Source organism: Ureaplasma miroungigenitalium, from assembly GCF_025780085.1.
Lineage (GTDB): Bacteria > Bacillota_I > Bacilli_A > Mycoplasmatales > Mycoplasmoidaceae > Ureaplasma > Ureaplasma miroungigenitalium.
Genome location: NZ_JAOXHL010000001.1, coordinates 363,717 through 379,252, shown reverse-complemented (window position 1 = coordinate 379,252; position 15,536 = coordinate 363,717). Strand labels below are relative to the sequence as shown.

The following is a 15,536-nucleotide window of genomic DNA, read 5'->3' as shown; positions in this document are numbered from 1 at the left end:
ATTCTAATAATTAAGTATAACAGAAAAAAAATATTTGTTAATACCCTAATTATTAGACTCTAACTGATTTTTTTCTTGTCCCTTAAAAGAAAGTTTTTGGGAGGAAACTTAGTGACGGTTAATATTTGAATTTCTTCTTCTAGATTTTCGTACTCGTTAATCGCAATAGCCGATTTAACTAAATCATCTATTATGAAAGAATGCAAAAAGGCATATGTTGGCAGACTCTTAATATCAGCAACATGCGGTAAAATTAATGTTTTAACAGAAAAGAAATCATCGATTCCAGAAAGAATATATGATCGTGCTAAATTTCAATCATAAACCTTTAGTTTTCAATGAATTTTTTGACGCGAAAAAACATAATGCGTGCATAAAACCTTTTGCTTATGCAAAAAAGTCATTTGATAACAAAAATTAAATTTTTGACCATTAAAATCAAAAGTAGCTATTTCTAAATTTTCTACTTGAATATCTGTTGTTCGTGCATACAAATTAGCTAATGGATAGTTTAAATATGCGTCTATACTCATATCTACATAGTATCCACTACCCTTAACTGATTTTAACAAACAATTACTTTTTAAGGTTTCAAGTGCGTTATGGATTGTAATGCGCGAACTGGATAAATATTGAGCTAGACTATGTTCACTGGGAATACTAGCATAAAGCGCGTACTCACCAACAGCAATTTTATAAAGTATATAACGTAAAATATATGATTTATTAGTCATACATTTCCCTCCTATAAAAACAAAAGACATCACTAAAAGAAGCGATGTCTATTTGGACAAAAAGCTGATTTATTTATTTTTCTTCAGCAGTTTTGTCTTCCTTTTTCATGTCTTCGATTTGTTTGTCTAGTTCCATTTTTTCAGCTAGAGAATCACGAAGATTTTTTTCATATTTAGATGTATCAATTGTAAATTTACCAATAATTTCAGCAACTGTTTTTTCATCTAACAACGTTTCACGTGCAGCTTCATATTGTGCTTTATTTTCTTTGAAATTACGAATTGATTGATTAGATTGTTCATAGTAATTATCTAGAATTGAATCTAATTCTTCATCATTAACACTAATTGATAATTCCTTTTGTAAATCTTTGAAAATTAATCCACGGTAAATAATTTTTTTTAATACTTGTTCAACTTGGTCATCTTTAATTTGATCACCATAAACTTGTTTAATTTTTGGTTCTAATTCTTCAACATCATCAGCGTGAACATCTACATCATAAAAACTAACTAAGTAGTCCATAGCTAAATTGAATGCGTTTTCACGGATTACAATGTTGTGGATTTGTTGAGCTTTCTTTTCTTCTGTTTCATTTGCAAAAACTTGGTTTACACGTTCTCTGTGCATTTCAAGCATTTTTGGATCAATACGTAATTCTTCGATTTCAATTGTGTGTTTTCAATCAATAGGACGTTTGTTTTTAATTTGTGATTTAAATTCCATATTTATATTTCCTTTTCTTTCATCATTGCTGTTGCTTTAATAATTTTAATTATAAACCATAATATCATAGCACGCACAATGTTTAAAATAAACGCATAAAAACAATTAAAAAAAGCTAATTATCGCTTTCTTTTAGTTTTTTGTTAGCCTGTAATTCGAAAATTAGATCTCGATAATATGCTGCCTGTTCGTATTCTTGGTTAAAAGCGGCATCTTGCATAAGTTTTTTTAATTCACGAATCTGTTCATTAAATGTTTTGGGATTTTTAATCCCAATCATTGCCTCATATTTTTTGTAATCTTTTTGTTCAGTTAAATCTACTGGAATTGGTTTTACAATAGTTTTAGGAATGATATTATTAATTTCGTTGTATTTCATTTGGATTTGACGTCGTCTGTTAGTTTCATCAATGGCGGTTTTCATCGCAGGTGTAACAACATCTGCATACATAATAACACGTCCATGAGCATTACGCGCAGCTCTCCCAATAATTTGAATTAATGATTTATCACTTCGAAAAAAACCTGGTTTATCGGCGTCGAATATGAAAACAGTTGAAACCTCGGGAGCATCAATACCCTCACGCAGTAGATTAATTCCAACGATGCAATCAAATACACCAGCTCGCATTCTATTAATAATATATGTTCGTTCAAGGGTTTTTAATTCATTGTGCAAATAAGCGGATTTAATACTCGTATTATTTAAATAACTAGATAACTCCTCGGCCATTTTAATAGTCATTACGTTAATAAATGCTCGTTCATTTTTATCGTGTAAAATATTTAACTCGCGAATCAAATCATCAATTTGGAATTCCGTAGGTCGAATTTCAATTATAGGGTCAAGCAATCCTGTTGGACGGACAATTTGACTAACGACAACCCCATTTGATAGAGCTATCTCTTCGTCGTTAGGTGTAGCTGAGACATAGATAACATTATCTAATGCTGCATTGAATTCATCATAGTTTAGAGGTCGATTATCTAGTGCGGATGGCAAACGAAAACCATAATCAACTAATGTTTGCTTACGAGAACGGTCTGTATTGTGCATACCCTTAACTTGTGGTAATGTATTGTGGGATTCATCAATAATCATTAACCATGGTTCTTGTTTGAAACTAAAAAAATCAAAAATTGTTCATGGTGTTTGTTCGGGTTCACGATGTTCTAGGTGACGATAATAATTCTCAACGCCAGAACAATAACCAAATTCAAGAATTGCTTCAATGTCTTGATTTGTTCGTTGCTCAATACGCTGACTTTCGATCAGTTTATTTTCTTTATTGAAATAAGTGATTCGACTTTTTAATTCAGTACGAATGTTTTGAATTGCCACATCTAATTTTTCTTCGTTAAAAATATATTCAGTGGCTGCATAAATAGTAATTTCATCTAAACTTTCGATTAATTTATTAGTCAATAATTCTTTTTTAGAAATACTAATTATTTCATCAAAATCTAAAACAATTTCTATTTTAAAATCTTCGGCATATCCAAACATTAACTCAATAACTTCACCTTTAATTTTAAAAGTCCCCGGTAATAGGTCGTTTACAACACGCTCATAACCTAATAAAATCAATTGTTTTTTAAAATTACTAAAATCTAAAGTATTATTTTGTCTTAAAAAAACTTGGTGTTTAATAAATTCAGCTGTAGAAACTGAGGCATAAATACACGCCACACTAGCAACAACAATAACATCATTTGATGTTGCTAAAGAGTTGATGGTCGATAAACGCATTCGCTCTATTTCTTGATTGGTAATAGCATCCTTTTCGATATATGTGTCTGTATTAGGCTTATATGCTTCTGGTTGATAGTAATCAAAGTAGGAGATAAAATATTCTACTTTGTTTTCAGGAAATAATTCTTTTAACTCGGTGTACAATTGAGCAGCTAGTGTTTTATTGTGTGCTAAAACTAAGGTTTTTATTTGTGTTTGAGCGATAACATTAGCAACGCTAAAGGTTTTTCCTGTTCCAGTTGCTCCTAATAAAACTTGCCGTTTAATTTGTTTGGTTTGTATATTATTAACCATTTGCTCAATGGCTAACTTTTGGTCACCAGCCGGAGCATGTTTGCTTACCAATTTAAAAGGTCTGTTATTCAACATAGTCAAATTGTTCGAAATTAAGAGCTAGACCATTTTCGTTATTTTGGTCATTATTAAAAGCATAGTTCCACTTACCAGCAATCCGAACGGTTTCTTGAGCCACTTCGTTTTTTAATTCTTCAAATAATTTATCTGTATCTTGCACATAAATATTTAAAGGTACTTTTTGTTCATAAGCACGTAAATTTACCCCTTCACGTACTTTTTGAGTGACATCTAAATGTTTAGTTCATTTCTGATCAATAATGGAAATCATCAAAGTGTTTAAGTCACGATTAAAGAATTCAGGAGTCATATTTTGTTCTTTTTGGTCAAAATAAGCGCGCAAATCATGACGCAATTGATCACGCATTTGTTCGTAATTTTTAGCGATGTATAAATTGATATCTAAACTATAATTAATCAACAATTCATTAGTCGTAATTTCGATTAATTTGTGTGGATCTACAATGTCATGATTAGGAACGTTTCGAGCTTGATACAATAAATCATCAATAACAATGTCTAACATTCGGTAGAACAACACTTTATTATCCTTAGACATTAAAATGGCATCTCGTTGTTTATAAATCAATTCTCGTTGATTACTTAAAACACTGTCATAATCGATTAAATTTTTTCGAGTATCATAATTTAATGATTCAACACGTTTTTGAGTGTTATTTAATAAGCGAGTAAAGAAACTTGTAGATGTAACATCTTCAGAAAACTCTTCATCAGCTTTATTTAATGAGTCAGTAGCAAAACGAGAGAATAGTGTATCTTCCATAGAAATAAAGAAACGTGATTCACCAACGTCTCCTTGTCGACCTGAACGACCACGTAATTGGTTATCAATTCGTCGTGAATCAGCTCGCTCAGTACCGATGACACACAACCCCCCGGCTGCCAATGATTCAGGTGATAATTTAATATCAGTTCCCCGTCCGGCCATATTAGTAGCGATGGTTACCGCTTTGAATTCACCTGCTCGGGCAACGATTTCCGATTCGCGAGCATGGTTTTTGGCGTTTAAAACTTCGTGTGGGATATGAACTTTTTCTAATAAACGGTGTAAGATTTCTGAATCTTCAACAGATGCAGTTCCGATTAAAATCGGTTGGCCTTTTTCGTGACGACGGATAACATCAGCAATAACATATTTTCATTTAGTTCGTTTGTTATCAAAAATGTAGTCAGGGTGATCAATACGTTGAATAGGTTTGTTTGTAGGGATACTTACAACAACCATATTGTAGATGTTTAAAAATTCCTCAGCTTCTGTGATAGCGGTACCTGAAACTGCTGCTAATTTTTTATATAATCGGAATAAAGATTGATAAGTAATAGTTGCTACTGTTAAATTCTCGGGTTCAATTTTTAAATATTCTTTTGCTTGAATAGCTTGTTGTAAACCAGCAGAATAACTACGCCCATCCATAATCCGCCCTGTTGACTGATCAACTAAGGCAATGACATCTTCTCCATTTTCGTCCTGACGCACAATGTATTCACGACCGTTAACAAAGGTATAATTAGCACGTAAAGCATTATTCACTTTGTGGATATTATCTGAGTTTTCAATATTAAAATAATTACTTACATTAAAATATTCTTCAGCCTTTTTGATTCCATAGACAGTTAAAATTACTGATTGTGACTCTGGATCAACAAGATAATCATTTGGTTCAAGTTTTTTAACAAAGCGATCAGCCTTAACGTAATTACTTACCTCATCTTGTGGTTCACCTGAAATAATCAATGGTGTTCGTGCCTCATCAATTAAAACAGAATCCCCCTCGTCAATAATGGCAAAATGTAACCCACGTTGAACTTTATCACTATAATTAGTAACCATGTTATCACGTAAATAATCAAAACCTAATTCTGAATTGGTAGTGTATGTAATATCGCAATTATAATTAGTTCTTTTTTCAAACTCACTCATACTTGCTAAATTAATACCCACAGACATATTTAAAAAACTAAAAACGGGTGTACAGAATTCTGCACCCACTTTTACTAAATATTCATTAACCGTTACCATGTGAACACCCTTTTTATAAAGAGCATTTAAATAACCAACCAAAACTAAGGTTAGGGTTTTCCCTTCCCCTGTCATCATTTCGGCAAAGTCACCAAAATAAACAATAATTGCCCCAATCAATTGAACCTTATAAGCATATTTATTGTGCACTCGGAAAACAACTTCACGAATTAAAGCTAAAGCTTCTACTAAACGATCGTCAAGCGGATTATTTTCACTTAAAAAGTCAACTAAATCAGCAGACATGTTTTTTAATTCTTCGTCTGTCTTGCTAGCAAATTCCTTTTCAAGTTTTAAAACATCAGTGGCAATTAAATTTGCTTGGTGTAGAATACGGTTTTTTGGTGATATTTGGTTGAATAAATTCATATATACCTCGCTTCTTAAGAATCTCATTTTAATTCAGCAACAGATTTTGGATTATCGTTGCGAATTAATTCATGAATGCGACCATCTTTCACTTTTACAACCAAAGTTCCTAGGTCAGCAAAAATTGGGTTGTGGGTTACGATAATAATTGTTGTTTTTAACTCTTTATTAACTTCAACAAAACGATTCAAGATCATTTTAGACATCGTTTCATCAACAGCCCCTGTTGGTTCGTCCCCGAAAATAATTTTCGGATTCTTGGCTAACACACGTGCAATAGACACACGTTGTTGTTGCCCACCTGATAATTCATTAGGATATTTGTTTTGGTATTCTAACATACCAACACCTTCTAATGCTTTTAAAGGGTCGATACGTAAATTTTTATCGCTTTGAAGATCAGCGCCCATTCGTACATTATCGATAACTGATAGTAAGCTTAATAGACCATATTGTTGGAACACAAAACCAACGTTATCTTTACGGAATTTGGTTAGTTGTGATTCTTTCATGTTTATTAACGCTTTGTTACATACACGTACATCACCTGAAGTTGCTCGATCAAGGCCGGACATAATATTCATTAAGGTTGTTTTTCCTGAACCAGATGGACCAAGAATAATTACAAAGTCGCCTTTTTTAATTGAAATATTGATATCTTTTAAAGCCTCGTAGATTACTAATGAGTTTTCAAAAGTTTTACTAACATTAACAAGTTCAATGACGTTTTCTTCATCGTGCATAGGGATATCGATTGGACCTTTGTGTGGTTTATTGGCTTTTTTAATTTCAGCAATTCGTTTCTTTAAAAGTTTCTTTTCTTCTTTATCCAAAGACGAAAGAATAGCTTTTTTATTAGCTCTTTTAGAGATATTAGCTGTTTTTGTTTCTGGAGTAGTTGTTACTTTTTCACTCATAAGTTGATCTCCTAAAATTTTTGAATTATTGCTATAATACTAATATTTAATTATATTATATAATATAGCGCGTTTGAACTATTCGCTTAGAATAGCCTCTAAACGTATAAAAAAGGGAAATAAAAATGAAAAATATTATCAGCGAACTACGTCAACGAAATTTAATTAACAACATTACTAACGAAGAAAAATTAAATAATGCGTTAGCTAGTGGTTATGGAATTTATGTAGGTTTTGACCCTTCTTTTGATTCGTTGCATTTAGGCAATTATATTATGATTATGTTGTTAAAAAGATTTCACCAAGCAGGTATTAAAACAGTGGCCATTGTCGGTGGAGCAACTGGAATGATTGGTGATCCAAGTGGTAAAAGTAAGGAACGAAACTTATTAGACAAAGACACATTAGCACACAACATAACAAACGTAACTCAACAATTAGTAACCTACGCACAAAGTGAAGTTATTAATAATTACCAATTCTATGAAAAAATGAATTTTTTAGACTTTTTACGAGATGTAGGAAAAAGCATTAACATTAATTATCTTTTAGAAAAAGAAATTATTTCTTCACGTTTAAGTACTGGAATATCATTTACGGAATTTTCATATAACCTTCTGCAAGGTTATGACTTTTTACAATTATATAAAAATCATCGGATTGCAATTCAGGCTGGCGGATCAGATCAATGAGGGAACATCACCACAGGTGTTGAAATTATTAGAAAAAATATCGGTGATGATAATCTAGCGTGTGGTTTAACTATCAATTTATTAGTTAACAAAGACGGAAAAAAATTCGGTAAATCAGAAAAAGGCGCAGTCTATTTATCTGAAAAATACACATCAGCATATGAAATGTATCAATTTTTGATTAATCAAGCTGATGAGGATATTGCCCAACTGCTTTATTCATTGACAATGATTAGTGTGGCAGATATTCAACAATTATTAAACGAACATGAACAGCAAAAACATCTTCGTTTAGCTCAAAAGAAATTAGCTGAAACTGTAGTTACTGATGTACATGGAACACAAAAACTTCAACAAGCTATTAGTATTTCTCAAGCCTTATTTAATGGCGATATAAACGCCTTATCACCCGAAGATTTGCGAATTGCTTTTAAAACAATTCCAAGTGTTGAGATTAAAGAACTTCCCCTTTCGTTAGTTGACCTTTTAATTCAAATGGAAATCGCTACATCAAAACGCGTGGCACGAGAATTAATTACGAATAATTCATTATTGATTAATGGTCAAAAAATTAATGATGAACAATACATTTTAGAAAGCAAAGACCTTTTATTAAACCAATATATTTTGGTAAAGAAAGGTAAAAGAAATTATTTTTTAGCAAGTATTACTCTATAAAAACAAGAGATTTATTGCAAAATTAAAATAATTCTTTATAATTAATATGTCATTACAATATTAAGTGGCGTATCTTGTCAGGGGAGAGATCCAGCAGCAATAGCATAATCTTTTTATGTGTAATGACACTTTTTTACAAGTAAAGTTAGCATTTTTGTGCTAACTTTTTTTATTTCTTTTCATGTTTAAAAATGATTGCTTTATAATATGTATAAAAGTAAAAAAAGAGGATTATCATTGTGTACAAAATTATTGATCACCCATTAGTTAAAGATAAATTAACTAGAATGCGTAAAAAAGAAACTGTTTCGACTATTTTCCGAACAAATTTAGAAGAGTTGACACAATTAATGGTTTATGAAGCAACCAAAGATTTAACATTAAAAAATATTCTGATCGACACTCCAGTAGTTGACCAAGCAACAGGTTTTAAATTAAAAAATAAAATTTGCTTAGTGCCAATTTTACGTGCAGGAATTGGAATGGTAGATGGTGTTAAACGTTTAATTCCTACTGCTACCATCGGACATATTGGATTATACCGTAACGAAGAAACGTTACAACCAATTGAATATTTCAAAAAATTCCCTCACAACATTAGTGAATCTGATGTTATTATCTTAGACCCTATGTTAGCCACTGGTGGTTCAGTGATTGCTGCTGCTGACATTATTAAAAAATACAAACCTAAATCAATTAAATTCATCTGTATTGTTGCTTCACCAGAAGGTATTAAAAACGTTCAAGAAGCGCACCCAGACGTTGACATTTATGCTGGAGCTTTAGATGAAAAACTAAACGAACACGGATACATCGTCCCTGGATTAGGGGATGCAGGAGACCGTATCTTTGGAACAAAATAAAAAAATTTATTTCGGTAATGACCACGCGGTTTACGAAATTAAAAGTGAAGTTATTGATTATTTAAAATCACTAGGCTATTTTGTAGAGGACGAAGGACCAAGCTCATGTGATGGTCGAGTTGACTATCCTAACTACGCAGTGAAAGTAGCGCAAAGTGTGCAAGAAGACGCGAACAGCGTCGGTGTTTTATTATGCGGAACAGGTATTGGCATGAGCATAGCAGCCAACAAAGTTAGTGGTATTCGCGCCGCGCTAGTTTATAATGTAAGCTCAGCAAATTTAGCAAAAGAACACAACAACGCCAATGTGGTTTGCATCGGGGCACGCGAACATTCACTTGAAGAAATTAAGAAGATGTTAAAAGCCTATTTAGCCGCAGAGTTCTCACACGAACGACACGAAGACCGCATTGCACTAATTACTGAATACGAAAACAAAGCAAAAAAATAAATAAAAAACCTTGGACAGCCAAGGTTTTTTATTTTTTATAAAAAATCACGTAGGTGATTACGCTAACATATTATGTTTACGTAATGTTTTCATTGTTTTTGCAGAAACTTTAACTCTTTGAGTGCCACCATTTTCGGTTTTAATGGTTACGTATTGTAAGTTAAGGTTTCAACGACGACGTGAGTGATTCATAGCGTGTGATCTAGTATTTCCAGACATTGCCTTTTTGTTAGTTAACTGGTCTCTTCGTGCCATATGTGGTTCCTTTCAATAACAATATTGTGTGATTACACAAATACTTATTTATTTTACTAAAAAACATTGCTTTTGTCCATAAATATTAGACAAAAAGCCGTTTATTTAATATCTAGTGGTGTTTTTTAATTGTATTTAATTATAATATATTAATGTTTATAATAAATCATATTTTGGTTAAAAACAAGATTATTAATTAATTATATGAGTTATTAACACTAGATATTCAGAAGATTTAGGATGATATTATGAAAAAGATACCAATTAGTTTGTTCCGTAAAATGATTTTTGCTGGAACGAAATCGCTAGCTGAAGAATATACATACATTAACGAATTAAACATCTTTCCTGTACCAGATGGTGATACTGGATCGAATATGAAAACAACCACAAGTGGTGCGTTAGACTATGTTAGCGACGAATCTTTAAATTATGCGAACTTTAGTTCAGCATATGCTAAAGGTCTATTAATGAATGCTCGGGGAAATTCGGGAGTAATTTTCTCACAAATTTTCCGAGGTTTTTTAGATGCTTTAAATGCCGAATCAGACACAATGGAAATCAAAGACTTCCAGGAAGGTTTAATTTTAGCTGCCAAAAAAGCTTATGATTCAGTAAGTAACCCTGTAGAAGGGACAATGCTTACAGTTATCCGCATTCTATCTGAAAAAATTCCTGCAATGGAATTTAATAATATAAACGAATTTTTCCAAAAAATAGTGGAAGTTGCTTCTGATGTTGCTAGTCAAACAACAGAAATGTTAGATTCACTAAAAGAAGCTAATGTTGTGGACTCGGGAGCTTATGGATTGCTTACTTTCTTCAAGGGAATGTTATCAGTGCTTGATGAAAAAGCAACAGATAACACCGAAAAAAAATGAGAAGAATACAAACAACATAATGTGAAAAAAACTGATTTTGTAACACAACATGACGAAACAGAAAGTTTTGGTTATTGTAGTGAAATCGTGATGAATTTGAATCACAAAATCATTCCAGATGCGCCAAACAAAAAACCTTTTAATTTGTCTAACTACAAATCTGAATTAGAACAAATTGGCGATAGTTTAGTCTTAGTACATGATGATGACTATGTTAAAGTTCACATTCATACCCTAACGCCACATAAATTACTTCAAATTTCACAAAAATATGGTGAGTTTGACAAAATTAAAATTGAAAATATGACTAATCAATTTTATGAAACATTGAAGCAAAAAGGAATTGCTTTAGAAAAGAAAAAAACTCCAGATTTTGTACACGATCAACAAATTATTGTTAGTGTACCATCAGCTAAGTTCAAAACTTTATTTGTAACCGACTACGGACTAGAACATATTTTAGTGACTGAGGATGAAAACATTCCTTCAATTCAAGACTATGTTGATTTAATTCTTAAAGCTGAATCAAAAAATGTTTTTATCGTTACTGATGATCCTAATTACATTATGGCGGCTGATCACGCAGCTAAGCTGGCTGCTGAACAAAATATTAACTGTTTTATTATCCCAGGAAAAAATGTATTCGAAGCATTGATTGCCATTTCATTATTTGACGAACGAAACAACGCTGTTAAAAACTCGAAAGACATGATCAAGGGAATCAAAAAAGCGATATCAGCCAAAATTTCACGATCAATTAAAAATGTTAATTTCGAAAATCTTCGAGTGAACAAAAATGATTACATTGGAATTATTAATAAAAAGATTGTTAGTGCTAGCAATGATTCATTAAAAAACTTGAAACAAACTATTCAAGTACTAATTGATTTAAAAAAACACCCAGAAATTTGCTACTTATATGCTGGTAAAAATGCTAAAGCAAATGATATTGAACAAATTAATGAATATCTAAGCACGCATCACAACATTTTGTGTGAAGTGATTCATACAGAACAAAAACTTTACGACTACTATATTGGAATTCAATAATATGTACAAAATTTTATTTGATGTGATGGGTTATGAAAATCCACTATCACACGCGATTAATGCAGCCCGCAACTTTGTTAAAAAACATCCAGAAGTAGAAATTACTTTAGTAGGTGATGAACAGTTAATTCGCCCTCTATTTACTAGTCAAAACGAATTTCCTATTCTACATGCTAATGAATTTATTAGTCAAGATGACAGCGTATTGAGTATTCGTCATAAGCGTGATTCATCTTTATCAATGGCTTTTAAGAAATTAAAAGACGATTCTTCTTACCAAGGGTTATTATCTGCTGCTAATTCGGCTGTATTTGTATATTATGCTTATAGTATCATAGGCTTAATTGATCATATTAAAAAACCCGCTTTCATGCCTTTTGTGCCAACTGTTGATGGTGTTGGCTTGAATCTATTGGACGTAGGAGCTTCAATTGAAGTGGACGAATATGATTTATTAAACTACGCAATCATGGCGAAAGTTATCGCAGCTAAAAGAGTTACTAACCCCGTGGTGAAAATCTTAAACATAGCTTCAGAAGAAATTAAAGGTAATGCTTTAGTTAAGAAGGCGAACGCCTTATTTAAAGAACATGATAAAGAATTAAATTTAAACTACCAAGGTTTCATTGAACCAAAAACTATCCTTGAACATCCAGCAGACGTGATTGTTACTGATGGGTTTAGTGGGAATTTAGTTTTAAAATCCTTAGAAGGTACAGCAAAAACACTGACTAGTTTCTTGAAACAAGAATATAAAAAGAAACGTCATTGCCTAGCAGCATTATTTTCGATTCCAATTTTTAAAAAAATGAAATCATTTTTTGATTACCGAAACACTGCTGGTGCATTTGTCTTAGGTACAAAAAGCATTTTAGTAAAAGCTCACGGATCAGCTGATGAAAAACAATTTAGCGCTTCGCTAAATGTCTTATATGATAATATTAAAAATAATGCATTAGAGGAAATAACTGAAAATTTAAAACGATTTTATGACCAAAGAGAACATGAGTAAACATCTTTCTGAAATCAGAAAGTTTTTAAAAAAATTACATATTGAACCAAAAAAACTCAGCATTTATATTGAAGCCTTAACACATAAAACTTACGCTAATGAGAATAATTTAGATTATAACTATCAGCGTTTGGAATTTTTAGGCGACGCTTGTATTCAATGAATTGTCACAAACTTTGTTTTCTCGCAAACTGAAAAACATACTAATAAAAAATTAAACGAAGGCGAAATGACAAGAATTCGTTCTAAGTTAGTTTGCTCAGCGACATTGTCGCAAGCGGCCCAATTAATTGGCTTGAACAACTTAATTATTTTTGGGAACGGTGCTGAATTCAATAATAAAGAAAATTCCAAAAAAGCTAATATGGATAAAATCTATGAAGACGTTTTCGAGGCTTTTATTGGAGCTGTTGCTCAAGATCAAGGGATTAAAAAAGCACAACGAATAATTGATGCAACCTTAATTAATTTTTATAAACAAGGACAAATTAATTCGTTGAAAGATTACAAGACTATTTTTCAAGAGATTGTTCAAAAGAACTCTTTGAGTACTATTAGTTATGAATATGAGGAATTATCTCATAATTTAAAACAAGCAACATTATATTGAAATGGTAGTAAATATGGTATTGGTTATGGTCCTAATCGCAAGGATGCTGAACAGGATGCAGCAGCCAACGCTCTAGCAAAATTGTCAGGGAGCGGATATGAAGTTTTAAATAACCTGCAAACAAAAACAAAAAAACCGTCATCAACGAAACAATAATGAACAAATGTGGTATTTACAAAACCACATTTTTTCTTTATAATAATATAGTTTATACCTTTGCTTTGTTTGACATACTCCGTGTTTAACATTGTATATGGTTTATTTTATTTAACAAAGGAGAAAAATATGGCAGTTAGTAAAAAAACTAAACAAGAATTAGCAATTCAATTTGGTGGATCAGCTGAAAATACTGGTAAAACTGAAGTTCAAATTGCAATTCTAACGGCTGAAATTACATCATTAACAACTCACTTAGTTGCTAATAAAAAAGATAAAATTTCAAAACGTGGACTATATAAAAAAGTTGCTCACCGTAAACGTTTATTATCATACCTACAACGTAAAGATATTAATGCATACCGTGAACTAATTAAACAACTTAATTTACGTGGATAATTTATCCAATACATTCTCTACGAAAGAGAATGTATTTTTTATATAATTATTATATAGACCCATTTTATTATGGGTTGTTTTTATTAATCAAATGAGAAAGGTATTTTATGGAAAGAAAACTTAGTGATCAAGAAATAATCAGACGTGAAAAATTAGCACAATTACAAGGAAATAAACAAGACCCTTTTGCAATTACAAAGGTTAAAAGAACACACGATTCAGCGCAATTTGTAGCCGAATTTAATCATTTTACAAAAGAAGAGTTGCATGAACAAACGAGTGCAGAAGTAGTCATGGCCGGACGTTTAATGAACACTCGTCGAACTTTTGGAATTGTTGCTGATTTTGCTGGTAAATTTCAAATTTATATTAACAAAAAAGAACTTAGCTCAGACGTTTTTGAAGCTTTTAATGCGTTAGACATTGGTGATTTCGTTGAGGTTCACGGAACAGCAATGAAGACTAATACACAAGAGCTAACATTGAATGTTACGAAAATCATATTGATAAGCAAGTGTTTAAATGTTTTACCTGAAAAATACCATGGTTTAGTTGATGAAGAAATTAAAGCTCGTCATCGATATTTAGATTTAATTATGAACGATGAATCAAAACAAACATTTGTGATGCGTTCTAAAATCATTCAAACAATTCGTAATTTTTTAGATACTGATGGTTATTTAGAAGTTGAAACTCCCGTATTAAACGATGTTTTAGGAGGAGCGGCTGCTAAACCGTTTATTACCTTCCACAACACTTTATCTAAAAACTATTATTTACGGATTGCTACAGAAATTGCCTTGAAAAAATGCATTGTTGGTGGTTTTGAAAAAGTCTATGAAATTGGTCGAATTTTTAGAAATGAAGGTATGGACAGTACACACAACCCAGAATTTACATCTCTTGAATTATATGCAGCTTATGAAGATTTAGACTATATTATGGATTTAACTGAGAATTTGATTAAGCACTTAGTTAAAACTTTAAAAATTGAAAACGTTTTCTTCCGTGGTTTTAACATCGATTTAAATCAACCTTTCAAAAAACAACACATGGTGGATTTAATTAAAGAATATGTTGGTGTTGATTTTTATGCAGTTAAAAACGATGAAGAAGCTTTAGCTTTAGCTGATAAATACGAAGTTAAATATGAAAAGCACCAAAAAACTTATGGACATATTATCAATTTATTCTTTGAAAAATTTGTAGAAGAAAAATTAATTCAACCAACTTTTGTTTATGGACATCCGCTTGATGTATCTCCATTAACTAAAAAATGTGTCAACGATCCTCGTTTTACAGAACGTTTTGAGTTATTTATTGGTCAAAAGGAATTTGCCAATGCTTATGCAGAATTAAATGATCCAATTGACCAACGAACACGTTTTATGAATCAAATCGCCGAAAAGGATTTAGGGAATGACGAAGCTAATGAATTAGATGAAGAGTTCTTATATGCTTTAGAATACGGGATGCCACCGACAGGCGGACTTGGAATTGGAATTGATCGATTGATTATGTTATTAACTAACAACGACTCTATTCGTAATGTCCTATTATTCCCCCACATGAAAGATCGTAATAATTAGGTATT

13 protein-coding genes, 1 other RNA gene and 1 pseudogene are annotated in these 15,536 nt (G+C 31.7%); 9 read left to right on the top strand and 6 right to left on the bottom strand.

What is annotated here, in order from left to right; translation table 4 throughout:
* Positions 1-59: 59 nt before the first annotated feature.
* From OF376_RS01660 to OF376_RS01640, 5 genes and pseudogenes are all read right to left on the bottom strand, one after another.
* A complete protein-coding gene (locus OF376_RS01660) occupies positions 60-734 on the bottom strand; it encodes a GntR family transcriptional regulator (RefSeq protein WP_263821786.1) in 675 nt (224 codons plus the stop codon).
* Between the two features lie 73 nt (positions 735-807).
* Positions 808-1,461, bottom strand: a complete 654-nt coding sequence (locus tag OF376_RS01655; RefSeq protein WP_263821785.1) for an MPN555 family protein chaperone — start codon at positions 1,459-1,461, stop codon at positions 808-810.
* Between the two features lie 115 nt (positions 1,462-1,576).
* Positions 1,577-3,583 carry an excinuclease ABC subunit UvrB gene (uvrB, locus tag OF376_RS01650; protein ID WP_263821784.1) on the bottom strand — a complete coding sequence of 669 codons (2,007 nt, stop codon included), beginning with the start codon at positions 3,581-3,583 and terminating at the stop codon, positions 1,577-1,579.
* 1 nt (position 3,584) lies between these two features.
* Positions 3,585-5,978, bottom strand: a pseudogene (gene secA / locus OF376_RS01645) (preprotein translocase subunit SecA); the annotation flags it as partial.
* Positions 5,979-5,992: 14 nt separating this feature from the next.
* On the bottom strand, positions 5,993-6,895 hold the full coding sequence (locus OF376_RS01640; RefSeq protein ID WP_263821783.1) for an ABC transporter ATP-binding protein: 903 nt from the start codon (positions 6,893-6,895) through the stop codon (positions 5,993-5,995).
* Between the two features lie 125 nt (positions 6,896-7,020).
* On the opposite strand from OF376_RS01640, the gene tyrS reads away from it, so the two are divergent.
* The 4 genes from tyrS to rpiB all read left to right on the top strand — a co-directional run bounded on the left by tyrS (position 7,021) and on the right by rpiB (position 9,579).
* Complete coding sequence (gene tyrS / locus OF376_RS01635; RefSeq protein ID WP_263821782.1) at positions 7,021-8,265, top strand: tyrosine--tRNA ligase; 1,245 nt, start codon at positions 7,021-7,023, stop codon at positions 8,263-8,265.
* A gap of 41 nt (positions 8,266-8,306) precedes the next feature.
* Positions 8,307-8,404: signal recognition particle sRNA small type (ffs, locus tag OF376_RS01630), an RNA gene on the top strand.
* A gap of 100 nt (positions 8,405-8,504) precedes the next feature.
* Entirely contained in the window at positions 8,505-9,128 is a 624-nt protein-coding gene (gene upp / locus OF376_RS01625; protein ID WP_318031930.1) for a uracil phosphoribosyltransferase, read from the top strand.
* Entirely contained in the window at positions 9,115-9,579 is a 465-nt protein-coding gene (gene rpiB, locus OF376_RS01620) for a ribose 5-phosphate isomerase B (RefSeq protein WP_263821781.1), read from the top strand. The genes upp and rpiB overlap by 14 nt, the downstream gene beginning before the upstream one ends.
* Before the next feature lie 57 nt (positions 9,580-9,636).
* Here rpiB and rpmB read toward each other — a convergent pair whose 3' ends face one another.
* The gene (gene rpmB, locus OF376_RS01615) at positions 9,637-9,834 is read right to left on the bottom strand and encodes a 50S ribosomal protein L28 (RefSeq protein WP_263821780.1); all 198 of its coding nucleotides are present in this window, start codon (positions 9,832-9,834) and stop codon (positions 9,637-9,639) included.
* A gap of 248 nt (positions 9,835-10,082) precedes the next feature.
* Here rpmB and OF376_RS01610 point away from each other — a divergent pair, with 248 nt between their 5' ends.
* The 5 genes from OF376_RS01610 (at position 10,083) to lysS (ending at position 15,531) form a co-directional block, all read left to right on the top strand.
* On the top strand, positions 10,083-11,765 hold the full coding sequence (locus tag OF376_RS01610) for a DAK2 domain-containing protein (protein ID WP_263821779.1): 1,683 nt from the start codon (positions 10,083-10,085) through the stop codon (positions 11,763-11,765).
* A 1-nt stretch (position 11,766) separates the two neighbouring features.
* Positions 11,767-12,777: a phosphate acyltransferase PlsX gene (gene plsX / locus OF376_RS01605; RefSeq protein ID WP_263821778.1), complete on the top strand. Its 1,011-nt coding sequence runs from the start codon at positions 11,767-11,769 to the stop codon at positions 12,775-12,777.
* Positions 12,770-13,543: a ribonuclease III gene (rnc, locus tag OF376_RS01600; protein ID WP_263821777.1), complete on the top strand. Its 774-nt coding sequence runs from the start codon at positions 12,770-12,772 to the stop codon at positions 13,541-13,543. Before plsX ends, rnc begins: the two co-directional genes overlap by 8 nt.
* Positions 13,544-13,672: 129 nt before the next feature.
* Positions 13,673-13,942 (top strand): 30S ribosomal protein S15, encoded by a 270-nt coding sequence (rpsO, locus tag OF376_RS01595; RefSeq protein WP_263821776.1) that lies wholly within the window; start codon positions 13,673-13,675, stop codon positions 13,940-13,942.
* A gap of 107 nt (positions 13,943-14,049) precedes the next feature.
* Positions 14,050-15,531 (top strand): lysine--tRNA ligase, encoded by a 1,482-nt coding sequence (lysS, locus tag OF376_RS01590; RefSeq protein ID WP_263821775.1) that lies wholly within the window; start codon positions 14,050-14,052, stop codon positions 15,529-15,531.
* Positions 15,532-15,536: the final 5 nt, after the last annotated feature.